Origin of the sequence: Tepidamorphus gemmatus (assembly GCF_004346195.1) — a bacterium.
Lineage (GTDB): Bacteria > Pseudomonadota > Alphaproteobacteria > Rhizobiales > Tepidamorphaceae > Tepidamorphus > Tepidamorphus gemmatus.
Window position 1 is genome coordinate 98,461 of sequence record NZ_SMAK01000006.1, and the last position, 23,716, is coordinate 122,176.

A 23,716-nucleotide genomic window follows, 5' to 3' on the forward strand; every position below is an offset into this window, starting at 1 on the left:
CGGATTCACGCGGCGTCGAGATACGGCTTGATCGCCTCGCGGACAGCCGTCGCGATCTCGACCGCGTTCGGCGTGTCGGAATGCACGCAGATCGAATCGGCCCGCACCACCAGCTCCTTGCCGTTGACGCTGGTCGTCCTGCCTTCCCGCACGGCCCTAAGGCAGCGCTCGGCAGCGACCTTCGGATCGACGGCGTGGTGCTCCCGGGTGATGATCATCGTGCCTTCGTCGCTGTAGTCCAGGTCGGCATAGAACTCCGACACGAAGGCGTGGCCGCGGGCGGGATAGATCTTCTCGTGCAGCGTCCCGACGATACCGTAGAGCGGCACCTTGAACACGTCGGCGGCATCACAGACCGCATGGGCGATGTCCTCCATCCGTGCCGACATGCCATACAGCGAGCCGTGCGGCTTGATGTGGTTGAGCTGCATGCCCTCAGCCTCGAGGAAGCCCTTCAGCGCGCCGACCTGGTAGATGATGCAGTTGGCGAGCTCCTCGCGCGAGATCTTCATCTCGCGGCGACCGAAGCCCTGCAGGTCCGGCAGCGAGGGATGCGCCCCGACCTTGACGCCGTGCTGCTTGGCGAGCCGGACCGTCTTGCGCATGTGGTTGAAGTCGGAGGCATGGAAGCCGCAGGCGACGTTGGCGACCGAAATCAGCGGCATCAGCGCGGCATCATCGCCGATCTGGTAGAGGCCGAACCCCTCGCCCATGTCGCAGTTGATCACCGTCATCGCTGTCTCCTCGTCCTGATCTGAACTGCCAAAATCGCCACCGCGATGGCGCGCGCCGTCCGCACGCTCATCGCCTCATGAACGCATTGCCCGGAGCCGGTCAAGGAAGATCGCAAGGATGACGACGCAGCCGAGCACGATCATCTGGATGTACCCGTCGATCCGCATCAGGTTCATGCCGTTGGACAGCGCCGTGATGAACAGCGCGCCGAGGATGCAGGAATGCACCCCGCCCAGCCCGCCGCGCAGGCTGACGCCGCCGATCACGGCGGCAGCGATGCTTTCGAGCGTCAGGTTGCCGCCGAGATTGGGCTCGCCCGAGCCGGTGCGCCCGGTCAGCATCAGCGCGCCGAGCGCCGCGATGACCGAGCACATCACATAGGCGAGCAGCAGGTAGCGACGGCTTGGGATGCCGGCGACGGTCGCTGCCCGCGGATTGCCGCCGAGGATGTAGAGTGCCCGGCCGAATACCGTGTAGTTGAGGATGAACCACGTCACCAGCAGCACGAGACCGGCCAGCAGGATCGGCACCGGAATGCCGGCCACGGTGCCGGAATAGACGAGACGGCTGAACGCGTCGGGCACGTTGAACACCGGCCGTCCGTCGGAGGCCATGGTGGCGATACCGAGGCAGATGTTGAGGCTGCCGAGCGTGGCGACGAACGGATTGACCCGTAGCCAGGCGACGGCGAACCCGTTGAACAGGCCGGTTCCGACGCCAATGGCGAGCCCCATCAGGATGCCGAGGATCAGCGCCTGGGCAAGCCCCTCACCGGCCGGTCCGGCCATGCCGGTCATCACCAGCGCGCTGGTCACGCTGACGGCGGAGACGGCGGTGCCGAGCGACAGGTCGAAGCCGCGGGTCAGGATCACCACCATCTGGGCGGTGGCGAAGATCGCCAGATAGCTCGCCTGGATGGCGATGTTGACGAGGTTCCCGGTCGACAGCACGCGCGGCTCGACCAGCGAGAAGCCGAACACCATCACCACCAGCGCGACCGGCAGGATCGCCTGGATCAGGGTCGCCCGGCCGATCAGCCGGGACATTTCGGTCGGGCGGGCGACGTCAGCCACGCAGCTGCCTCCGCTTGCCCCACTCGTCCAGTGCCACCGCGGCGACGAGAATGATGCCGAGCACGACCACCTGCATCTTGCTGTCCACCCTGAGCAGGTTCATGGCGTTGGTGAGGATCGACAGGAACAGGGCGCCGAGCGCCACCATCTCGACCCGGCCGATGCCGCCGCGCAGGCTGACGCCGGCGATCACGGCGGCGGCGATCGACTGCAGCATCATCAGGTTGCCGCCCATCGTCGCCTGGCCCGAGCCGAGCCGCGCGGTCATCAGGATGCCGGCGATCGAGGCAAGCACCGAGCACATCACATAGGTCAGCACCAGATACCCGGTCGCCGGGACACCCGAAACGATCGCCGCCTGCAGATTGCCGCCGATGGCATAGATGTAGCGGCCGAGCCGGGTGTGCTGCTGGATGAACCAGACCGCCGCGATGATCGCCACGGCGATGTAGACGGTGGTCGGCAGGCCGAGCCACAGCGCCCGCCCGAAATCCTTCACGAAGGCGTCCGGCATTCCGTAGACCGGGATGCCATTGGTGAGCAGCAGGCCGATGCCGCTTGCGATCGACAGCGTGCCGAGCGTCACCATGAACGGCGAGATGCGCAGGAAGGCGACGCACAACCCGTTGATCAGTCCGATGAAGACGCCACAGGCGAGGCCCGCGAGAATGCCGACGGTGATCACCAGCCCGGTCTGATCGGGCATCGAGGCGGCCAGCATGGCCATCACCTTTGCCATCACCGTCGAGGTGAGTGCGATCACCGCGCCGACCGACAGATCGAATCCGCCGACGATCAGCACCAGCATCTGGCCGGCGGCGACGATCGCCAGGAACGAGGTCGAGCGCAGCACGTTGAAGATGTTGTTGAGCCCGAAGAACTTCTGTTCGACCACCGCCATGAAGGCGATCATCGCGACGAGCAGGATCGGCAGGAGGCCGACCCCGAGCACCAGGCGCGAGACCCGGTCGAACTGGGATTCGGGGTGCTCCCGCACCCCAATGGCGCGACCCGTCATGCCCCCTCGCTCGCTGCGGCGGTTGCCTCGTCGCGGAAGAAGCTCGACAGGACCGCCTGCTCGTTGATGTCCTTGCCGGTGAGTTCGGCAACCATCCGGCCGCGATGCATCACGTAGAGCCGGTTCGACAGATGCAGCACCTCGGGCAGCTCCGAGGACACCAGGACGATCGCCGCGCCGTTCTCGACGAGCTGTTTCATCAGCTCGTACACCTCGATCTTGGCGCCGACGTCGATGCCGACGGTCGGCTCGTCGAACAGGAACAGCCGCGTCTCGCGGGTGAGGCCGCGGGCCAACATCACCTTCTGCCGATTGCCGCCGGACAGGTTGGCCACGACCCGCTCGATCTGCGGCGGCCGCAACCTGAGCCGATCGACGATCTCCTGGATCGTCCGGCGTTCGTTGGCGCGCCGGAGGATGCGCATGCGGGCGAAGGTGGCGAGATCGAGCGCGGCCATCGAGGCGTTCTCGCGGATCGGCCGGCCGAGCGCGAGGCCCTCGACGACGCGATCGGAGGGAAAGTAGCAGATGCCGCGCCTGAGACTTTCGGCCGGGGTCGGGGCGTCGTAACGATGCCCCTCGACGAGGATCGTGCCGCGCTCGATGTCCTCGAGGCCGTAGACCGCCCGAACCAGTTCCGACTTGCCGCAGCCGACCAGGCCGGCAATGCCGGTCACCTCGCCGGCGCGGGCACGGAAACCGACGCCCACGACCGAGCGGTTGGCGAGGGTGAGATCCTCGACCTCGAGCCTGACCGCGCCCGGTGCATGGGCGATCGTCGGGAACAGCACGTCGATCTTGCGGCCCGTCATCAGCTCGACCAGCTCGTTCTCGCTGACGCCGCCGGCGTCGAGCGCGCGAACCAGTCGGCCGTCGCGCAGCACGGTGATGCGGTCGGCGAGCTGCTTGATCTCCCGCATGCGATGGGAAACGTAGATGATGCCGACCTTTTCCGCCCTCAACCGCTCGATCAGCGAGAACAGGCGGCCGGTCTCCGCCTCGGTCAGCGAGGCGGTCGGCTCGTCAAGGATCAGCAACCGGACATTGCCCATCAGCGCCTTGGCGATCTCGGTCATCTGCTGGTGGGCGCGGGACAGTTCGCGCACCTTCTTCTTCGGATCGAGATGGAAGCCGAGTTCGTCGATGACCTCGCGGGCGCGGCGCATCATCGCGCGCGAGGACAGCACGCCGCCGGAGGTGATCTCGCGGCCGAGGAAGAGATTCTCCTCGATGGTCATGTCCGGGACGAGCGAGAATTCCTGGAAGACCGGGCTGATGCCCATGACCCGCGCCTTGTGCGGCGTCAGGCCGGTGATGGTGCGCCCCTCGAAGCGGAAGCTGCCGCTGTCGGGCGGGAAGGTGCCGGCGATGATGTTGATCAGGGTCGACTTGCCGGCGCCGTTCTCGCCGAACAGGACATGGACCTCGCCGCGGCGCAGGTCGAAGTCGACCGAATCCAGCGCGCGCACGCCCGGAAAGGCCTTGCAGATGGCCCTCATCTCGAGCAGCGGCTCACCAGCGTCCGACGGCGCGGTCCGGGACCGCGCCGCCGCCGTCGCTTGCGCGAGATCGTTCATCCCACAATCAGCCCTCTTGCAGGTGGCACGCTGGTCCGTGGGGAACCGGCCTGCGCCTCACTGGGCCTGCACCGAGTAGACCGGGGTCCAGTCCGCCGGCGCCAGAACCAGACTCATGTCGATCTTGTCAACCGAATCCTTGGCGATCATGTCCGGGATCGGCTTCACGAACGTCATCAGCGGCTGGCCCTCGAGCGCGCGGACCGCCATGTCGATGGCGACACGCCCCTCGAGCACGGGGTACTGGGTAGCGAAACCCATGATGTCGCCGCGATTGAGCGCGTCGAGCATGGCCTGGTTCTCGTACGAGGACATGATCATGATCTCGCCCTCGCGGCCCACCTCGGCCACCGCGGCGATGGCGGCCTCGGCGGTCGGCGCGGTACCCCAGATCACATTCATCTCGGGGTAGGCCTGCAGCGCATCCTGGATCAGCGCGAGCTGGACCGCGACGCCGGAGTCGCCGAACTTCTCGTCGAGCAGCTCGATGTTGTCGGCGCCGGCGATCGCGCGCTTGAAGCCGTCGTTGAACGCCTCCGCCCAGCCGGAGCCGGCCGGACCGGGGAAGGTCACCACCTTGGCCTCCTCGGAGCCGAGGGCCTCCCTCAGATAATTGCCGGTCTGCTCGCCCATGGTGTCGAACTCGACGAACATCTTCGCCGTGGTCTTGGCCTCGGACACCGGATTGACGGTGCTGATCACCGGCTTGCCCGCCGCGATGCCCTCCTCGAACTTCTTGGCGAGACCGGCTTCCGAAATCGCGCCGACGATGATCGCATCGGCACCGCCGGCGAGGCAATCGTCAAACTGCGACAGCTGGCGCGGCAGGTTTTCGTAGCCGCCTGCCTCGTAGAGCGTCATGTTGACGTTCTGGCGCTTGGCCTCCTCAACGATGCCGTAGGCGACGGCGACCCAGAAACTGTCCTTCATGTGCGGGAACAGCACGCAGATGTTCCAAGGCTTCGAGGCCTTCTCGAGCGGAACGTAGTCAACCTCGACATTGGATCCCGACGAGGCGTCGTACACCTTGACCGGAAACCAGTCGGCCGCGCTGGCGGCCGTCGCGAAGCCGAGCGCCGCCAGCGCCGCGGCTCCCGCGAGGAGTCCTTGCTTGTATGTGGCACCCATCTCTTGTTCCAACGCTCCCTACTGGATGACGGCGTCGCGCGGCGGAGGGCCGCGCATGGATAGTCACGCATTCCCGGCCATGATTGTCAACGAGAAGACCGCGCCAGAGCGATATTTGATATCACAAAGCCAGGAGATTTGATATCACAGGCGCCGTTCGCCGGCCGCGCCGGCCCAGGAGTATCGGCATGACCCTGCATCCCACACACAATCTCTCGGTGGAGGAACTCGACAGGCAGAGCGTGTTCCATCCGTTCACGGCGCTCGCCCAGCACAACGAGTCCGGGCCGCGCATCATGGTCAGCGGTTCCGGCGTCCGTCTGAAGGACCGGGCGGGCCGGGAATACATCGACGCACTGGCCGGCCTGTGGTGCGTCAACATCGGCTATGGCCGCACCGAGATCGCCGAGGCGGTCGACCGGCAGCTCCGCGAGCTGCCCTACTACCACTCCTTCGCCTCGATGGGCACCGAGCCGGCCGCCCATGTTGCCGACCGGCTGAAACGGATGCTGCCGGGCGAGATGGGCCGCGTGTTCTTCGGCCTCTCCGGTTCGGACGCCAACGACACACAGGTCAAGCTCGTCTGGTACTACAACAACCTGCTCGGCCGCCCGAGGAAGAAGAAGATCATCGCGCGCAAGCGCGCCTATCACGGCGTCACCGTCGCGGCGGCGAGCCTCACCGGCCTGCCCGTGCTGCATAATGCCTTCGACCTGCCGATCGACCGCATCCTGCACACGGTGACCCCCCACCACTACTGGAACGCCGAACCCGGCATGAGCGAGGAGGACTTTGCCCGCCACTGCGCGGCGGAACTGGACGCGCTGATCGAGCGGGAGGGCCCCGACACGGTCGCCGCCTTCATCGCCGAACCGGTGATGGGTGCCGGCGGCGTCATCGTTCCGCCGAAGGGCTATTTCCAGGAGATCCAGAAGGTTCTGAAGAAGCACGACGTGCTGATGATCGCCGACGAGGTGATCTGCGGCTTCGGGAGGCTCGGCAGGATGTTCGGCTGCGAGGTGTTCGGCATCGAGCCGGACATGGTCACCGTTGCCAAGGGCATCACCAGTGGTTACGTGCCGCTGTCGGCCTCGGTCGTCTCGGAGAAGATGTGGCAGGTGCTGATGGAGGAATCGCGCACGCTCGGCGTGTTCGGTCACGGCTACACCTACACCGCCCATCCGGTCTCCTGCGCCGCGGCCATGGCCAATCTCGACATCCTCGAGGGCGAGAAGCTTGCCGACCGCGCCGCAGAGACCGGCGCCTACATGCAGACCCTGCTGCGCGAGACCTTCGAGGGACAGCCCGCGATCGGCGAGGTGCGCGGCATCGGCCTGATCGCCGCGGTCGAGCTCGTTGCCGATCCGGCCGCGCGGACGCCGTTCGATCCCGCGCTCAAGGTCGCCGGCCGGGTGGCGGCGCGCGCCCTCGACAACGGGCTGATCACCCGGGCGCTGCCGAACGGGGACTCGCTCGCCTTCTCGCCGCCGCTGGTGATCTCGCGGGCGGACGTGGAGGCCTGCGTCGAACGGCTGGCCGCCAGCATCGCCGGCGTCCGCGACGAACTGATCAGGGATGGCGTGCGCATCGCCTGAACATGACGGCAGTTGTGCCACGATCCTTGGTTGCAGGCGCCCGACGACCGACGCACCATCATCCGGGCCCGCGGCGCGGGCCCGGCAGGCCGGCGCAGATCGGCCGCGACATGACCGACAGGCACCCGTGGGACGAAGCGAGGCAGGATCCGAATGTCGATTGCGCACGGGCTAAGGGGGGTCTCCCGGGAGACCCTGCGCGGACGCATCTATGTGCGGCTCAGGGCCGCGATCATGAAGGGCATGTTCGAGCCGGGACAGGCACTCACCGTGCGCGGGCTGGCGGATGCCTTCGGCACGAGTCCGACGCCGGTGCGCGAGGCGCTGCAACAGCTCGTTGCCGAGAACGCGCTGATCGCCGAACCGAACCGCTCCTACCGGGTGCCGCGCATCACCCAGGACATGTTCCTCGATATCCGCGACACGCGGGCAGAGCTGGAGGGGCTTGCGGCGCAGAAGGCCGCGCTGATGATCTCTGCGGGCGAGATCCGGCGGCTGGAACAGCTCGTCGAGCGGATGAGCAAGGCGATCGACGGGCAGGATCTGAAGAACTACCTGTCGGCCAACGAGGACTTCCACTTCGCGATCTACGAGGCGTCGCGCTCGCCGGTGCTGCTCAGGATCATCCGGGCGCTGTGGGTGCAGATCGGGCCGAGCCTGAACGCGCTGTTCCAGAATCTCGAGCTGGTGGAGAGTCTGCAGGAACACCACCGGGCGGCCCTCGAGGCGTTCCGCGCCAGGGATCCCATGGCCGCGCGCCGCGCGATTCGCGACGACATCCTGCAGGCCGGCGCCTTCATCGCCGAACAATCGACGACTTTCGAGGATTGACGGAGCCGCTCAGAGCGGAGTCGGGCCGGCCGGTGCACTCAGGCCGTCGCCATCGCGGCGTAGCCGCTGCGCCTCCCCTATGTCCAGTTCCAGGACGCGATAGATGTCGCCGGCACCCGCACATGTCGGGATGCCGATGCTTGCCGCGCTCGTCCATGGCGGTATCGACGCGGTGGGCTGCGTCCTGTTCGACGCAACCGTCCGGCGCGCCGGACCAACGGCTTCGACACGTCCAGCGATCCCGCCGTGCCGGCCGGGATCGGCCGGGGCGCAATGCCGTTCGGCGCACGTCCTGGTCTCTTGTTGCGGGCGGCGCCCACGTTCATGCTCGTCGGCGTCTGGCTCACGACCGGCAGGACCGGTCCGGCCGACGAGACGGCCGGCGGGCCGGCCTGACGGCCCACTTTCCGACCTGTCCCAACGGAGGCTCCTCATGGAACGACCCAAGGCGATACCGACGGTGCGTATCGACGATGACCGGGTGAAGGCGACCGAATGGGCTTTCACGCCCGGCGCCGAGACCGGCTGGCACCGGCACGAGCACGATTATGTGGTCGTGCCGCTGACCGATGGCCAGCTGCTGCTGGAGCTGCCCGGCGGCGACACGGCGCGGGCGGAACTCAGGCAGGGCATCCCCTATGCCCGCAGGGTCGGCGTCGAGCACAATGTCATCAACGCCGGCGATGAAGAGCTGCGCTTCCTGGAGGTAGAGATCGTCGGATGAGCGAGACCGTGCGGATGCGGCTGCTCGAGCGGTTCGCGGCGGCATGGAACGCGCGCGACCTCGATGCCCTGATGGACTGCATGGCACCGGTCTGCGCGTTCCATGCCTCCGGCGGACCCGACGCCAGCGGCCGGGTGTATTCGGGGCGCGCGGCCGTCCGAGCCGGCTATCAGGCGGTGTTCGACGCCTTCCCGGAGGCAGCCTGGACCAACGCCCGGCATTTCGTCGCGGGAAACCGTGGCGTATCGGAATGGCGGTTCAGGGGTGTCGACCGCGAGGGGCGGCGCGTCGACGTCGACGGCTGCGACCTGTTCGTCTTCGACGGCGACCTGATCGCGGTCAAGGATTCGTACCGCAAGATGCGCAGCGGATAGAGCCCCTGCCCTTGCCGCCCCTCCGACATCATCCCGGACGGCGGAGCCGATCCGGGATCGGATGGCCACGGCGGCTGGTCGGGAGGACGCCAGACGGGATGCGCAAACCGATCCCCGCACTCCGGCGTCGGGCCCGGCCGGGAGGACAAGGGGCGGCTGCGTCAGAAGACGGAGCCTGAGGCATCGCCGGACGTCGTGCGGCTGCGACGCGGCATCCGACCTATCCCCGGATCGGCTCGGCCTCGGCGTGGAAATCGCCGGAGGGCAATTCGCCCGCAAACAGTCGGGGATACTCCGCCAGCATGACGGCCGTCAGCCTCTCGTAAGGCAGGTCGTCGAAATCGCCATGCTCGCGGATGTATTCCATGTGCCGCCGGCCGCCGGTGTCGAATTCGTGGAACACCGAATCGGCGCGTCCGTCGAACTCCAGCGGTCGGACCCCGAAACGCTCGCACAGTTCGATGTTGAAGGCCGGCGTCGCCTTGACCCAGCGCCCGCCGAGCCACAGGCTCGTATAGCCGTGCCAGTAGAACACGTCGGTTCCGAGCAGCTCGATGAGGCGCGGACTGGCGAGATGGTTGCGCACATCGGCAAAGCCGAGCCGCGCCGGAACGCCGACCGCCCGCGCTGCGGCAGCCAACAGGATCGCCTTGTTGATGCAGTAGCCGGCACCCTGCTCCAGACAGGTGGTGGCGCGGAAATTCCGAGGGTCGAGCCGGATCGAATAGGGATCATAGCGGAAGCCGTCGCGCACCGCGTAGTAGAGGCGGACGACCCGCTCCTCGGGCGTGCCGGCACCGGCATGCTCCGCGACGAAACCGAGCACGGCCGGATGGTCGCTCTCGATGTACCAGGTCGGCGCCAGCGCCGCGTCGAGAGCGCCCGTCGATGTCATCTGCGTTGCCTGCCTGCCGTTGCCGATGAGCCCGGAACCTTACAGGGAGGGCCGGCCGAAGGAAATCGCGAATTCCGCCACCGATCTGCCCTCGGCAGGGCTCCACCTGGTCATCTTTCTTTAGGAATCTGCCGTAGGCTCGTTAACCTCAACCGTCCGTTAACGCCGGAGGATACCCGTGCGACGCGCCTTGCTGAGCTTCGGTGCCGTTGTCGCGATCGTCGCGATGGCAGCCCTGATGCTGCCTGTCTTCATTTCCGCCGACGACGTGAAGGAGAAGATCCTCGCTGAGGTCGAGAACGCGACCGGATACCATGTCAGGATCGACGGACCGGTGTCGATCTCGATGCTGCCGTTCCTCGATCTGGTCGCCGATCACGTCACGGTGTCGGAGTCTGCCGACGGCACCGCGCGGGAGCTCGCCGCCGCCGACCGGCTGCGGTTCGGCCTGTCGTTCTCCGGCCTCCTGTCCGGCAATGTGCGGCTCACGGAAATCACCCTGGTAAGGCCGGTGATCACGCTGCCGCAGCGCTCCGGCGCGCCGGCCGAGGTCGCCGGCGGCGCCACTGCCGGCGGATTGGCCGGCGCCGCGCCAGCCGCCGCGCCAGCCTCGGCTGCCCTGCGGAGCCTCAGCCTCGACCGCCTGCGCATCGATGGCGGCATCGTCGTGATCCCCGGGACGGACGGCAGGCCGGCGACGCGTATCGAGGACGTCGAGCTGACCGCCTCGCTGGCATCCTTCGACGGCCCGCTGACCTTCTCGGCGAAGGCGCGACTGGGCGCGGACAGCTATGCCGCACGGGGCGAAATCGGTGCGTTCGGCCCGCTGCTCGACGGCTATCCCGCCACGCTCCGGATCGAGGCCGAAGCGCCGGCGCTGCTCGCCAAGCCGGTGGAGATTGCCGGAACCGCCGGTTACAGCGGCGACAGCTTCGCGCTGGACAGCTTCACCATGCGGTCCGCCACCACCGCCGTTGACGGCCAGCTGCGCGTCGATCTCTCGGGCGAGACACCCGCGCTGCGGCTGTCGATCGCGGGCGACAACCTCGATCTCGACGCACTCCTCGCGAAGGCCGAACCGAAGCCGCTTGCGCCCGGACTGCCCGCCCCGTCGACCGCCGCACGGCCGATCGACTTCTCGCCGCTGTCGCGCCTGGCTGGCGAGGTCGACCTGTCGCTGACCCGGTTCGTCGTCGCCGGCACCACCATCCAGCCGCTGGTCGGGTCGATGCGGTTCGGCGGCGGCAGGCTCGAGGCCATCGCCGACATCATCGGCGTCGTGGGGGCATCCGGTGCAGGAACGCTGACGCTCGACGCCACACGGCCCGACCCCTATCTGAGCGGCAAGCTGCGCATTTCCGGCATCGACGTGGCGGCGCTGAACAGGATCGCCGGAGCCAACGCGCCGGTGACCGGCAGCGCTGGCGCCGATCTCGTCTTCGCCACGGCCGGACGCAGCCCGGCTGAATGGCAGAGCCGCTTCAACGCCTCCGGCACGGTCACCCTCGCCGACGGGACGATCAGCGGCATTGGCGCCGCGGCGCTGACCGGCAATGCCGGAGCCGACCGCATCGAGGCGATCACCGTCACCGCGACGATCGCCGAGATGACCAAGCCGGTGTCGGTGGCCGGCAGCGCCCGCTGGAACGGTGAGACCTTCGAACTGTCGGCGACCGCCGACATGCGCGGCCTGATCGTCGGTTCGAACGCGGCGCTCATCGCCCGCGCCGCCTCGCAGCGCGTGACGGCCGGTTTCGACGGCACGGTGAGCCGCAACGGGCTCGGCAGCGGCAAGGTCTCGCTCGAGACCCCCTCGCTCACCGGCCTGATGCGCTGGCTCGGCCAGCAGCCCGCCTGGCAGTCCGGCTTCGAGACCTTCGCCGTGTCCGGCATCCTGAAGCTGCAGGACAATGCCATCGCCTTCGAGGATGCCTCGATCCGCCTCGACGACACCCGCGGCAAGGGTTCGGGCCGGATCGTGTTCGGCGCGGTGCCCCAGGTCAATGCGCAGCTCGACCTCGAGAAGCTCGACCTCAACCCCTATCTCGGCGCCGCCGCCTCGCCGGCGGGCGGGCACCAGGCGGCGGCCATCGACGCGGGCTGGAGCGATGCGCCGATCGACTTCTCCGCGCTCAATGCCATCAATGCCAAGCTCACCGTGTCGGCCGGCGAACTCGTCTACAGGGACATCAAGGCCAGCCGCGTCAACCTCGCGGCGGTGATCGAGAAGGGACGGCTGACCGCCGACATGCCCGCCTTCGGCCTCTATGGCGGAACCGGGAGCGGCACGGTCACCGTCGACGCGTCGTCGGCAACGCCGAGCCAGCGGCTGCGGTTCAGCCTGCAGGGCCTCGAGGCCTATCCGTTCCTGCGCGACGCGGCGGGCTTCGAGCGAATCGAGGGTTCGGCCGACGTCGCCATCGACGTCAGCGCCACCGGCGCCAGCCAGCGCGCGATCGTCTCCGGCCTGTCCGGCAAGGCATCCTTCCAGTTTACCGACGGGGCGATCCGGGGCATCAACGTCGCCAGGATGGTGCGCTCGCTGACCTCCGGCACGCTGTCGGGCTGGCAGCAGGAACAGAGCGAGAAGACGGACTTCGCCTCGCTCGCAGCGAGCTTCGAGATCGACAGGGGCAAGGCCGTCAACCGCGATCTCAACCTGATCGGGCCCCTGGTCCGCATGACCGGTTCCGGCGAGGTCGATCTTCCGGCGCAGACGCTCGCCTTCCGGGTGGACCCGAAGGTGGTGGCGAGCCTCGAGGGCCAGGGTGGCAGGCAGGATCTGCAGGGCCTCGGCGTGCCCGTGCTGATCTCCGGACCCTGGTCGAGACCGTCGATCTATCCGGACATCGCCGGCATCCTCCAGAACCCGGCGGCGGCCTACGAGCAGCTCCGCGCGCTCGGCGGCGGCCTGTTCAGGCTGCCCGACGCCGACAAGGCCGCAGCGCCGGTGGCTCAAATCGTCGACGACATCCAGAAGAAGACGGGCGTCGATGTCGGTGCCATCGTCAAGGACGGCAGGATCGACCACCGGGCGCTGCAGGACCAGGCCCTGAAGGGCCTCAACCAGCTCCTCCAGGGCCAGCGGCCCCAGCAGCAGACCCTGCAGCCGCCACCGCAAGCGGCGGACCCGGTCGAGACAGGCAGCGTCAATGCGAAGAAGAAGAAGCCGCAGCACGAGCAGCCCGCGCTGCAGGACGACCAGCAACAGCAGGTCGCCGAGCCGCCGCCGGGCGATCCTGCGGCCGATGCCGCCCAAAAGCTGTTCGACAGCCTGTTCGGCAAGCGCAACTGAGCCGGCGGGTGGCGGTCATCCCTGCCCCGATCCCGGCGCGCCTTCGTCATCGTCCGGGGCTTCGGCTGCGCGACATTGGAACAGCGGCTCGGCCGAGCGCTCAGCCCGTTCCGCCGTCTGGCCAGCGCACCACGCGGCGGTAGAGGTGCCAGGTTGAATGGCCGAGCAGCGGCAGCACCACGATCAGCCCGAGCAGCGCAGGCAGCATCGCCACGAACAGGCTGACGGCGACGATCAGGCCATAGCCGAGCATCGGCACCGGATTGGCCCGCACCGCGCGCCAGCTGGTGATGATGGCGGTGACGAAATCGCTGTCGCGGTCGAGCAGCAGCGGATAGGCGACGACGGTCGAGGTGAAGACGCCGATGGCGAAGACCGCGCCGACGAGATTGCCGAGGACCAGGAAGGAAAGGCCGTGCCATGTCGTGAACACCTCCACGACAAACCCGCCGAGATCCGGCCGACGCAGCCCGAAGAAGCCGAGATAGAGGGCGGCCGCCACATCCACCCAGATGAAGAACACGAACAGGTTGAGCATCGGCATCCAGCCGAGCGAGCGGCCGCCGGGGCCGACGACGACACTGACCAAGGCGCCCGGCGACAGCGGCAGGCCGCTCTCGAGCCGCCGGCTGATCTCGTAGAGCGCCACCGCGCAGAACGGTCCGAGCAGCGCGAAGCCGGCCGCCAGCGGATAGGTCAGGAAGAACAGGCCGGTCCGTGTCGCAAGCAGATAGAGGACGATGCCGCCGACGGCGTAGAATGCCCCGATGGCAAGTCCGTAGACCGGTGCGCGGCCGAGATCGGCGGCTGCGAGCGCCAGCACGGCGCGGATGTCGCGCAGGTCGATCTGCGCGATCTGCGGCGCGGCCGTCTGGCTGCTGACGCCGCGCTGCGCCCTGATGTCAGACGAGGTGGTCTCCGCCATCGCTCGCCCTTCCGGTCATCCCGCGCCGCACGCTTCGGCAGGGCAGGCCCGCCGGATGGCCGCTGCGGCGTTTCCCCTGCGCGAAGTCGCCCGGCGCGCCTCTTCGCGCACGGCCGATGGTCGCACGGCGAGCCGGCCGCGCCAAGCCGTTCCGCCGCGCCGTGCATCGGGGCGGCGCGGCCGATCAGGCGAGCGCGGCGATCACCTCGTCGACACGGGTGACCAGTGCAACGTTCTGCATGGCATAGTCGATACTGGCCCGATGCCAGTCGGCGTTCATGGTCGAGCAGCAATCCTCGGGAACGACCATGATATAACCCTTGTCGGCTCCGGTGCGGGCGGTGTGCTCGATCGACATGTTGGTCCAGGCACCGGTCTCGATGATGATGTCGCGCCCCTCGGCCTTGAGGATCGTCTCGAGCGGCGTCCCCTCCCAGGCTGACATGCGCATCTTCTCGACCACGTGATCGCCCGGTTGCGGCTCGAGACCGGCAACCGGCTGCCCGCCCCAGGTGCCGCGCACCATGGCGTTCGAATCGACCACCCCTTCGAACAGCGGCGCGTTGAGCGTCATGCCGGGCGCGCCGGGATTGACCAGATAGTGGACATGGATCACCGGCACGCCGAGCTCCCGGCAACGGTCGGCAAGGCGGGCGATGTTGGCGATGGCGTTCTGCTGGCGGCAGTGGTCGGGGCTGCCCGACGCCGCGAAGGCGCCGCCGTCCATCACCACGTCGTTCTGCATGTCCTGGATGATCAGGGCGCAGCGGCTCGCATCGAGGCGCAGGCTGCCGTTGCCGCCCGACGCCTGCGCCGACCGACCCGCCGACGCGGCGGAGGCGCGGGCGCGCATGAACGGCTCGTTGCGCGGGCCGACCTTGACGTCCACCGCATAGACCGATGTCGAGGCGCAGACATAGAGCGTGCGCCAGTCCGCGCCGCCCCAGTGCAGGTTGGCGGGAAGCTCGGGAATCGAGACCTTGCCGATATGCCGCCCGTCCGGCGCATAGACCCAGATGCCGCCCGGCGCGGTGCACCAGACATTGCCCTCCGCGTCGCACTTCATGCCGTCGGGGACGCCGGGCAGCAGGCTGTCGCGCAGACCGGCGGCGAAGATGCGGCCGTTGCGCAGGCTGCCGTCCGGGCCGACGTCGAAGACGCGGATGTTGGCCTGTTCGGTGTCGTTGACGTAGAGCAGGCGCTCGTCGGGCGAAAAGCACAGGCCGTTCGGCTGGGTGAACATGTAGCGGTCGACGACGAGCTGCGGCTCGTCGCCGGGCCTGGCGTTCGGCCGGATGCGGAAGACGCCCTGCCAGCCGAGCTGGCGCGGCCGCTCGACGCCATAGTGCGGCATCCGTCCATACCAAGGATCGGTGAACCAGATCGAACCGTCCGAATGGACGCAGATGTCGTTGGGACTATTGAGTTCGCGCCCCTCGAAATGGCTCGCCAGCACCTCGCGTCGCCCGTCCGGTCGAAAGCGCACCACCGAGGAGGTGGCGTGCTCGCAGACCAGCAGGTTGAGGTCCGCGTCATAGGTCATGCCGTTGGCCTTGTTGGAGGGTCGCATGACCTCGCGCACGCCGGCACGGTCGAGCCGGCGGCGCACGTCTGCCGGCATGTCGGAGAACAGCAGGTAATGATCGACCGGATGCCAGATCGGGCCTTCGGTGAAGGTAAAGCCGGAGCCGACCTGGCGCACCGGCGCATGCTCGTCGATCAGGCGGCGGAAGCCGGGATCAAGGGCCGTGTGTGCCATCGTGGCCTCCCTGTCAGGCGGGGAACCAGTCGCGACGCGGCACGGACTGGCTGACCGGACCGGGGACGGTCATGTCGAGGCGGCCGACCACGCGCCCGTTCTCGACCTTCGCCGGCTTGTCGTGCACCGGCAGCAGATACTTCGCGCCGGAATACATGAGCTTGCGGATCGCGGCCTTCTCGCCGCGCTTGGAACCGCCGTGATTGCCGGTCACCTGGTACTCCTCCGGGCCGAAGGTGCGCATCGGCTCGATGATCTGGTCGTTGAAGTCGTAGATGACATCGCCGCAGATGGTCGCCAGACCGTCGGCGGTCTCGACATGGACGTTCATCGAACCCTCGGTGTGGGCGCCTGCGGCCTCCAGCGTCAGGCCGGGCATCAGCTCGATCGGCCCGGACATCTCCAGGTCCTCGAGCCTGAGCGCACCCGGCGTGTGCAGCCGCTCGACCAGATGGATGATGTCGGGCTTCGGATACTGCGGGTGCATCAGGCCGGACACCGAGTATTCCAGCTCGCGGCGGTTGATCACCACCGTCGTGTTCATCGGGAAATGGTCGTCCTTGCCGGCGTGGTCGATGTGCAGGTGCGTATGGAGGACATAGCGGACATCGCCGAGCTTGACGCCGTGATTGGCGAGCTGGCGCTCGATCATGTTCTCGTGGAACTGCAGCCCGCGCATCCCGAGCGTTTCCATGATCGCGTTGTCGCGGTAGCCGGTGTCGACGACGACCGGATACCTGCCGCCGAGGATGAGGAAGCCGTAGACGGGCACTCGCCGCACGCGGCCGCAGTCACGCCCCAGCACCAGGAACGAGCTCTCCAGCTCGATGTCGCCGAAGTCGAGTATCTTGATTTCCAGGGGCATCCTGTCCTCCGTTCTCAGAGCCGGTAGACCCGGCTGGCGGTGTTGAAGAAGACCGCGTCGCGTTCGGGCTGCGACAGCGTCGCTGCGGCCTCGCGATGGGCGGCAAAGAGGCTTGCGTAATCGGTCCAGAGCTTCTCGATCGGGAAGTTGGAACCCCACAGGCAGCGGTCGGCGCCGAACAGCGCGATCGTTTCCGACCACAGCCAGCGGATCAGCTGCGTATCGACCCGGTGCACGAAGGTACCGAAGCCGGACAGCTTGACATAGGCGTTCGGACGGCGGGCGAGATCGGCCATCGCCCGGCGCCACGCCGCACGTCCGGCATCCGACAGATCTTCCAGCATGCCGGCGTGCTGCAGGACGAACGTCACCTTCGGGCAGGCGTCGACGAGGGCGCAGGCATGGGCCATCTGACCGGCGAACACCTGCAGGTCGAAGCTCCAGCCGTAGTCGGCAAGCCGGGCGACGTTCTTCTGCACGGTCGGATCGGCTGGCAGGTCGGGCCGGCTCGCGAACCGGTAGAGCGGCGTCTCGTGCCAATGGAACTGCTGGCGGATGCCGCGCACCCGCGGAAACCGCGCCAACCGGTCGAGCGCCGGACGCACGTCGGCGACGGTCATGTCGGCATAGGCGACGGTGGCGTGCGGCCAGCCGGTCTCGAGCGCCGTCTGTTCGATCCAGGCGGCTTCTGCCTCGCCGGCATCCGGCGCCCAGTTGGCCTGCACATAGACCGATTTCTCCACCCCCAGCCCGGCGATGTCGGCGAGATATTCCGACATCGGATAGTCGCGGCGGATCGGCTCGTAGGGGCCGAAGATGCGCGGCTGCATCGGCCCCGTCAGCCACGGCAGATCGGCCTGGCGCCAGACGTGGAAATGGCTGTCGATCACCCTCATGCCCGAGCCCCCTTGGCAAAATGAAGAATCTCGCGGGCGATCGCCGGCGGCTCGCTGCCGTCGCCGAGCCGGTCGAGCAGCGGCAGGATCGCCTGCATGGCACCCGTCTCGGGCCGGTACGCCGGATCGGCGGCGAGCGGCGACAGCCAGAGCACCGACCAGGCCAGCCCGCGCAGGCGGACCATCGCGGAGACCAGGGCCTCCGGGCCGCCGCGTTCAAGGCCGTCCGACACGACGACGACGAGCGCCCCGCGGGCGAAACTGGCGAAACGCGGCACCGAGAGGAACACCGCCAGCGCCTCGCCGAGCCGCGTTCCGCCGTCCCAGTCGGCGACGAGTCCGGAAGCGAGCGCCAGCGCCTGGGTGCGGTCGCGATGGCGCAGCGCCCGGGTGACGCGCGTCAGCCGCGTGCCGAGCGTGAAGGCCTCGACCCGTTCGCCGCCCTGCACCAGCGCATGGGCGAGCTTGAGGGCGCCCTCGGTGCCGGTCTTCATGCTGCCGGAGACGTCGATCAGGAACAGTACCCGCCGCTGGCGCATGCGGCGGCGGCGGGTCGGCAGCCGGGTGATCTCGCCGTCGCGGCGCATCATGTGGCGGAAGGCGCGGCGCGCATCCGGCAGCCGGCCCTTGCCGGGGGCCATACGGCGGGCGCGGCGGCGCGGCAGGGCGGCGGGCAGCGCGCGGGCAAAGGTGCGCAGCATCGCGTCCTCGTCGCCCGCATCGAAGCGGCGCTGGAACAGGCGCTCGGCGGCCGTTGCCTCGGCGCCGGAGGGTTCCTCCTCTTCGGCCTCGGGCATCAGATCGAAGCCTTCGGCATCGCGCGCCTGCGGCATGTCCTCCGGCGTTCCTTCGGCGGGGGCGGCAAGGCTGCGGCCCATGAAGACGAGATCGAACACCGCGTCGAATGTCTCGCGCCGGTCGGGTCCCGGGCCGTACACGGCATGGGCGGCGCGACGGATATCGGCAATGCCGCGCGGTCCCAGCAGGCCGACCGCGGCGAGGAAGCTGACCGTCTGCTCGGGCGAGGCTGGCAGGCCTGCGGCCCGAAGCGCCTGCGGAAAGGACAGGAACGGCGACAGTGCGGCCGGTGTCATGCCGCCTGTCCTCCCAGAAGCGCCTCAAGCCGCGGGGCGACCCATTCGAGGTCGTCCTGGTCCTTCAGCGCGACGCCGATCGAGCGCAGGAAGGCGCGCGGCCAGGCAACACCCTGCGAATGGAGCAGCGTCGCGGCTTCGGCCCATTCGACCGTCTCGGCGACGCCCGGCGGCTTGGCGAGCGGCTCGGCCCTGAGCCCGTTCACCGCGGCAACGACGCGATCGGCGGTGTCACGCGCCACGCTTGCCGCCCGCATCATCACGATCTCGGCTTCGAGCGCGGGAGCCGGGTAGCCGATCCAGTGATAGACACAGCGACGCCGCAGCGCCTCGTGCAATTCGCGCGTACGGTTGGAGGTGAGGATCACCACCGGCGGTTCTTCGGCGCGGATCGTGCCCCGCTCCGGAATCGAGATGGTGAAATCCGACAGGAACTCGAGCAGGAAGGCCTCGAATTCGTGGTCGGCGCGGTCGATCTCGTCGATGAGGAGAACGCGGTCGCGCGGCGCCTGCAAGGCGAGCAGCAGCGGGCGGGCGACAAGAAACGTGTCGGCGTAGAGGTTGACATATTCCTCGCCGGCCTGGCGGATCGCCAGCATCTGACGCGGAAAGTTCCACTCGTAGAGGGCAGCGGCGGAATCGATGCCCTCGTAGCATTGCAGACGGACGAGCTCGCGCCCCAGCACCGAGGCGAGCGCCTTGGCGGCCTCGGTCTTGCCGACGCCGGGCGCGCCTTCGAGCAGCAGCGGCTTGCCGAGTGCGAGCGCGAGATAGGCGGCGGTCGACAGCCCCTCGTCGGCGATGTACTGCGCATCGCGCATCGCACGGGCCAGCGGCTCCGGCCCGTCTATGCCGAGGATGGACCTGCGGACCGCCATGTCAGAGCCTGCGGCGCGGTCTGGCCCCGCCCTGGGCGCGCAGGCCGCGCAGCACCTTCTCGGGCGTCACCGGCAGCTCGTCGATCCTCACGCCGACGGCATCGTAGACCGCGTTGACGACGGCCGGCAGCACCGGATTGGCGCACATCTCGCCCGGGCCCTTGCCACCATAGGGACCGTCCTCGGCAGGCCGCTCCAGCACGCTGATATGGTGCGGGGCGAGGTCGCCTGGGCCGGGCATCAGATAGCCGTTGAAATCGACCGGCCCGTGGTCGCGATCGGGATAATAGGGCTCTGTCGTTTCCCAGGCGGCATGGCTAGCGCCCATCCAGGCGCCGCCGCGAAGCTGCTGCTCGACGAGCTTGGGGTTCAGTGCCCGGCCGACCTCGTAGGCCGACTGCATGTCGGTGATCGTGACCTCGCCGGTCTCGTCGTCCACCTCGACCTCGACCAGCATCGCGGCATGGGCGAAGGTCGAGACGGGCGTCATCTCGCCGGTCTCGGGGTCCACGTCCGACAGCGGGATCAGGAAGATGCCGCGCCCGGCGATGGTGCGGCCCTGACGGAACTGCGCGGCCTGGGCGGCGGCCATGGTGGTGATCGAGCGCGAGGGGGCGCCGCGCACGTGAATGTTGCCGCGCCCGTCGGTGACGAGATCGGCCGGATCGACCTCGAGCTCCTCGGCGGCAGCCTCCAGCATCACCGCGCGCGCCTCCAGCGAGGCGCGGATCACGGCATTGCCCATGCGGTGGGTGCCTCGGCTGGCGAAGCTGCCCATGTCGTGCGGGCCGGTATCGCTGTCGGCGGTATCGACATAGACATCCTCCACCGGCACACCGAGCGTCTCCGCGGCGATCTGCCGGCAGACGCTCTTCATGCCCTGGCCGAGGTCGATGGCCGACAGCGCGACAGTGAACTTGCCGTCGGGATTGGAATGGACCAGCGCCTGGGAGGGATCCCCGCCCAGATTCATGCCGATCGGATAGTTGATCGCCGCGAAGCCGCGGCCGCGGTGCAGGGCCATGGTCAGCGCCTCCGGAAGCCGGACAGGGAGGAGAACCGCATCGCCCCCCTCCGCGCGGGGGTGGCGGGCGGTGCAGGTGGTGGTGCGGGCGGTTGGGCAGGCGGCTGCGCCGGCTGGTATTGGTAGGCCGGCTGGCTCGGGGTGGCAGCCGGCCGCGGCGGCTGGGCAGCCGGCGTGGCCGGATGCGACCGAGCCGGCGCGGACGGGCGCGACCCGCCCTTGCGGGCATAGCCCTGGGCAGCATAGCCCTCGACCCGGCCCTTCTCGTCGGTTGCGGTGAAGCTCGGCAGGCGGGCACGGTCGCCACCGCCGCCCCTGGTGGAGGCGGCCGCACGCGCCTCGGGCGAGATCTTCACCCCCGCCTTCTCGGCGACGACCTGACAGCATTCGATCAGCGCGCAGTTCTTGGCCAGGCGGCGATGCGCCTTCATGTCGCCGTCGCGGTAGGCGTTGAGGATGCGCAGCTCGATCGGGTTCATCCCGACCGTCTCCGCCACCTTGTCCATATGCGCCTCGATGGCGAAATCGACGCCAGTGATGCCGAAGCCGCGCATCGCGGTCGCCGGGGTGCGGTTGGTGTAGACGCAGTAGACGTCGGCATAGACGTTCGGGATCGTGTAGGGCCCGGGCAGATGGCCGACGCTCTTGATGATGGCGTAGGACGACAGGCGGGTGTAGGCGCCGCAGTCGAAGTAGCCGGTGAACTTGCGGGCGACGATGCGACCGTCGCGCATCACACCGTCCTTGATGTACCAGCGCTCGGCGCCGCGCGGCGCGCCGACCTGCATCTCCTCGGCGCGGTCCCACATGAACTTGCATGGGCGACCGGTCAGCATCGCCCCGAGTATCGCGATCGGCTCGTGCACCGAGTCGACCTTGCCGCCGAAGCCGCCGCCAACGGTGCCGCCGATGAAGTGCAGCCGCGAGGAGGGCATGTTCAGCACCTTGGCCGAGGTGCCGAGCGAGAAGAACAGCGCCTGGGTGGAGGTGTAGCAGACGAACCGGCCGTTCTGTTCCGGCGCGGCGATGGCGCCGCAGGTCTCGATCGGCGCCTGCTCGATGGGCGACATCTGATAGCGCCCCTCGACGATGTGGTCGGCCGTGCGGAACGCGGCTTCCACATCGCCGTAGCGCAGCTTCTGGTGATCGTACTTGCCGTGATAGATGAAGCGGTTGGTCGGGTAGATGTCGAGCACCACCGGCGCGCCCGGCTTGATCGCCTCCTCGACGTCGAGGACATGCGGCACCGGCTCCCAGTCGACGCGGACCGCATTGACGGCATCGCGCGCCTGGGCCTCGGTCTCGGCGATCACGGCCGCGACCGGCTCGCCCTTGTAGCGGACGCGATCGGTCGACAGGATCGGCTCGTCGTCGATGCCGAAATCGAGCAGCGAGAGAAGCGTGTTGAGATTCACCGGGACGTCGGCGCCGGTCAGGATGCGCACCACGCCCGGCATGCGCGATGCCTCGGAGGTGTCGATGCGGCGGATGCGGGCCGCATGATGTGGCGAGCGCACGCAGCGGATGTGCAGGAGGCCGTCGAACAGATGATCGTCGTAGAACGGCGAGCGTCCGGTGACGTGGCCGACAATGTCCTGCCGGCGGGTCGGCTTGCCGATCTCGTTCAGGTTCTCATCGCGCTCGTCGGCGAAGAATTCCTTGCGGAACTCCACCATCGAACGTTCGGTCAACGGTACGTCGGTCATGCCCGCACCCTTCCCTGGCTGACGTCGAGAATGGCCGCAATGATCGGCTCATAGCCGGTGCAGCGGCAGATATTGCCGCCGATCGCCTCGATCACCTCGTCGCGGGTCGGGCGCGGATTGCGCTCGAGCAGCGCCTTGGCGGCCATCAGCATGCCCGGCGTGCAATAGCCGCACTGGGCGGCGAAGCGATCCATGAAGGCTTCCTGCAGCGGATGCAGCCTGGCGCCGGCGGCAAGCCCTGCGGCCGTCTCGACCCGCTTGCCCTCGACGGTCTCGGCAAGCACCAGGCAGGCGAGCTGCGGCGCGCCGTCGACGAGCACGGTGCAGGAACCGCAGGTGCCCTGGCCGCAGCCGTATTTCGGCGACAGGTCGCCGACGCCGCGGCGCAGGAAATCGAGCAGGTTCTGTCCGTCGGTGGTGAAGGCGGCCTTGGTGGCGCCGTTCAGGGTGAAGGTCACGGGTTTCATGGTCATGTGCGGGACGTCCCGTCTGATCGGGTGGATGCCAGGGATGTGCGGCGCATCAGGCCATCCCCTCCAGCAGGCGCCTGAGATGGACGCCGGCGACTTCGCGCCGATACCAGCTGCTGGCGATCGAATCGGTCGGCGGCTCCAGCCCCTCGGCCGCCACCTGGGCTGCCCGCGCGATCGTCGCAGCGTCGAGCGACTGACCCTCCAGCACGCGCTCGACCGCGGCCGAGCGCATCGGCGAAGGTCCCATCGCGCCAAAGGCGACACGGGCCCCGCGGATGCGGCCGGTCTCGCGCGGCAGGCAGGCGGCGATCGACAGGACGGAGACGCCCTTCGGCTTGACGCGGCTGACCTTCAGCCAGCCGAAGGCACGGGGATCGCGCGGCCGCGGCACCTCCACCGCGGCGACGAGGCCGCCGCGCCGCCGGTCGCGCAGCAGATCCTCGAGAGGCAGCGCGCCACCCCCGGTCGCCGGCACCGCGCGGGCGCCCAGTGCGAGCAGGGCGACGGCGAAATCGCCATAGGGATGCGGCGCAAACAGATTGCCGCCCACCGTCGCCATCTCGCGAACCTGCGGACCGCCGACCGCGCGGGCGACCGGGTGCAGGAACGCGAGCTCGCGATGGGCGGCGATCTGCGCCATGGTCACGCCGGCGCCGATGCGGATGGTGTCGCCCGACAGGCCGACCTGGCGCAGGGCGGGATCGGCGCTGCGAACGATCCGGCCCTGCACCTCGCCGGCGTTGATGCCGCGCATCACGACCGTTCCACCGCCGAGATAGGTCGCGCCACTCGAGCCGAGCGCGCGCGCCGCATCGATGAGTGTCGCATGGGTCTCTACCGTCACCGCCATC

General features: G+C 68.6%; 21 protein-coding genes. 5 read left to right on the forward strand and 16 right to left on the reverse strand.

Translation table 11 applies throughout. From position 1 onward, the window contains the following. Nucleotides 1-5: 5 nt before the first annotated feature. The 5 genes from EDC22_RS11060 to torT form a co-directional block, all read right to left on the reverse strand. Nucleotides 6-734, reverse strand: a complete 729-nt coding sequence (locus EDC22_RS11060; protein WP_132806721.1) for a LamB/YcsF family protein — start codon at nucleotides 732-734, stop codon at nucleotides 6-8. A gap of 75 nt (nucleotides 735-809) precedes the next feature. Next, entirely contained in the window at nucleotides 810-1,808 is a 999-nt protein-coding gene (locus EDC22_RS11065; RefSeq protein WP_245499725.1) for an ABC transporter permease, read from the reverse strand. Further along, the gene (locus EDC22_RS11070) at nucleotides 1,801-2,826 is read right to left on the reverse strand and encodes an ABC transporter permease (protein ID WP_132806722.1); all 1,026 of its coding nucleotides are present in this window, start codon (nucleotides 2,824-2,826) and stop codon (nucleotides 1,801-1,803) included. Before EDC22_RS11070 ends, EDC22_RS11065 begins: the two co-directional genes overlap by 8 nt. Continuing rightward, nucleotides 2,823-4,403 (reverse strand): sugar ABC transporter ATP-binding protein, encoded by a 1,581-nt coding sequence (locus EDC22_RS11075; protein ID WP_132806723.1) that lies wholly within the window; start codon nucleotides 4,401-4,403, stop codon nucleotides 2,823-2,825. The genes EDC22_RS11070 and EDC22_RS11075 overlap by 4 nt, the downstream gene beginning before the upstream one ends. A 57-nt stretch (nucleotides 4,404-4,460) precedes the next feature. Next, complete coding sequence (gene torT / locus EDC22_RS11080; RefSeq protein ID WP_132806724.1) at nucleotides 4,461-5,531, reverse strand: TMAO reductase system periplasmic protein TorT; 1,071 nt, start codon at nucleotides 5,529-5,531, stop codon at nucleotides 4,461-4,463. Nucleotides 5,532-5,719: 188 nt separating this feature from the next. Between torT and EDC22_RS11085 the strand changes: the two genes are divergently transcribed. The 4 genes from EDC22_RS11085 to EDC22_RS11100 all read left to right on the forward strand — a co-directional run bounded on the left by EDC22_RS11085 (nucleotide 5,720) and on the right by EDC22_RS11100 (nucleotide 9,055). Then, entirely contained in the window at nucleotides 5,720-7,126 is a 1,407-nt protein-coding gene (locus EDC22_RS11085; protein ID WP_132806725.1) for an aminotransferase, read from the forward strand. A gap of 153 nt (nucleotides 7,127-7,279) precedes the next feature. After that, nucleotides 7,280-7,957: a GntR family transcriptional regulator gene (locus EDC22_RS11090; protein ID WP_132806726.1), complete on the forward strand. Its 678-nt coding sequence runs from the start codon at nucleotides 7,280-7,282 to the stop codon at nucleotides 7,955-7,957. A gap of 433 nt (nucleotides 7,958-8,390) precedes the next feature. Beyond that, nucleotides 8,391-8,681, forward strand: a complete 291-nt coding sequence (locus EDC22_RS11095) for a cupin domain-containing protein (protein WP_132806727.1) — start codon at nucleotides 8,391-8,393, stop codon at nucleotides 8,679-8,681. Continuing rightward, nucleotides 8,678-9,055, forward strand: coding sequence for a nuclear transport factor 2 family protein (locus tag EDC22_RS11100; protein WP_132806728.1), 378 nt, complete (start codon nucleotides 8,678-8,680; stop codon nucleotides 9,053-9,055). Before EDC22_RS11095 ends, EDC22_RS11100 begins: the two co-directional genes overlap by 4 nt. Nucleotides 9,056-9,275: 220 nt before the next feature. Here the strand turns inward: EDC22_RS11100 and EDC22_RS11105 are convergent, their stop codons facing one another. Then, nucleotides 9,276-9,950, reverse strand: a complete 675-nt coding sequence (locus EDC22_RS11105; protein WP_132806729.1) for a transglutaminase-like domain-containing protein — start codon at nucleotides 9,948-9,950, stop codon at nucleotides 9,276-9,278. Between the two features lie 178 nt (nucleotides 9,951-10,128). Between EDC22_RS11105 and EDC22_RS11110 the strand changes: the two genes are divergently transcribed. Further along, a complete protein-coding gene (locus tag EDC22_RS11110; protein WP_132806730.1) occupies nucleotides 10,129-13,245 on the forward strand; it encodes an AsmA family protein in 3,117 nt (1,038 codons plus the stop codon). A gap of 100 nt (nucleotides 13,246-13,345) precedes the next feature. Here the strand turns inward: EDC22_RS11110 and EDC22_RS11115 are convergent, their stop codons facing one another. The 10 genes from EDC22_RS11115 to EDC22_RS11160 all read right to left on the reverse strand — a co-directional run bounded on the left by EDC22_RS11115 (nucleotide 13,346) and on the right by EDC22_RS11160 (nucleotide 23,715). After that, on the reverse strand, nucleotides 13,346-14,170 hold the full coding sequence (locus EDC22_RS11115) for a DUF2189 domain-containing protein (RefSeq protein WP_132806731.1): 825 nt from the start codon (nucleotides 14,168-14,170) through the stop codon (nucleotides 13,346-13,348). A 184-nt stretch (nucleotides 14,171-14,354) separates the two neighbouring features. Beyond that, the gene (locus EDC22_RS11120) at nucleotides 14,355-15,929 is read right to left on the reverse strand and encodes an isochorismatase family protein (RefSeq protein WP_132806732.1); all 1,575 of its coding nucleotides are present in this window, start codon (nucleotides 15,927-15,929) and stop codon (nucleotides 14,355-14,357) included. 13 nt (nucleotides 15,930-15,942) lie between these two features. Further along, nucleotides 15,943-16,794, reverse strand: a complete 852-nt coding sequence (locus EDC22_RS11125; protein ID WP_132806733.1) for an N-acyl homoserine lactonase family protein — start codon at nucleotides 16,792-16,794, stop codon at nucleotides 15,943-15,945. Between the two features lie 14 nt (nucleotides 16,795-16,808). Next, on the reverse strand, nucleotides 16,809-17,690 hold the full coding sequence (locus EDC22_RS11130; protein WP_132806734.1) for an amidohydrolase family protein: 882 nt from the start codon (nucleotides 17,688-17,690) through the stop codon (nucleotides 16,809-16,811). Then, entirely contained in the window at nucleotides 17,687-18,784 is a 1,098-nt protein-coding gene (locus tag EDC22_RS11135) for a vWA domain-containing protein (RefSeq protein ID WP_132806735.1), read from the reverse strand. Before EDC22_RS11135 ends, EDC22_RS11130 begins: the two co-directional genes overlap by 4 nt. Beyond that, on the reverse strand, nucleotides 18,781-19,662 hold the full coding sequence (locus EDC22_RS11140) for an AAA family ATPase (protein ID WP_132806736.1): 882 nt from the start codon (nucleotides 19,660-19,662) through the stop codon (nucleotides 18,781-18,783). The genes EDC22_RS11135 and EDC22_RS11140 overlap by 4 nt, the downstream gene beginning before the upstream one ends. Before the next feature lies 1 nt (nucleotide 19,663). Next, entirely contained in the window at nucleotides 19,664-20,686 is a 1,023-nt protein-coding gene (locus EDC22_RS11145; protein ID WP_132806737.1) for a xanthine dehydrogenase family protein molybdopterin-binding subunit, read from the reverse strand. A gap of 2 nt (nucleotides 20,687-20,688) precedes the next feature. Beyond that, nucleotides 20,689-22,362 (reverse strand): xanthine dehydrogenase family protein molybdopterin-binding subunit, encoded by a 1,674-nt coding sequence (locus tag EDC22_RS11150; protein WP_132806864.1) that lies wholly within the window; start codon nucleotides 22,360-22,362, stop codon nucleotides 20,689-20,691. Between the two features lie 26 nt (nucleotides 22,363-22,388). Further along, the gene (locus EDC22_RS11155; protein ID WP_132806738.1) at nucleotides 22,389-22,865 is read right to left on the reverse strand and encodes a (2Fe-2S)-binding protein; all 477 of its coding nucleotides are present in this window, start codon (nucleotides 22,863-22,865) and stop codon (nucleotides 22,389-22,391) included. 49 nt (nucleotides 22,866-22,914) lie between these two features. Then, complete coding sequence (locus EDC22_RS11160) at nucleotides 22,915-23,715, reverse strand: FAD binding domain-containing protein (RefSeq protein WP_132806739.1); 801 nt, start codon at nucleotides 23,713-23,715, stop codon at nucleotides 22,915-22,917. Between the last annotated feature and the right edge of the window lies 1 nt (nucleotide 23,716).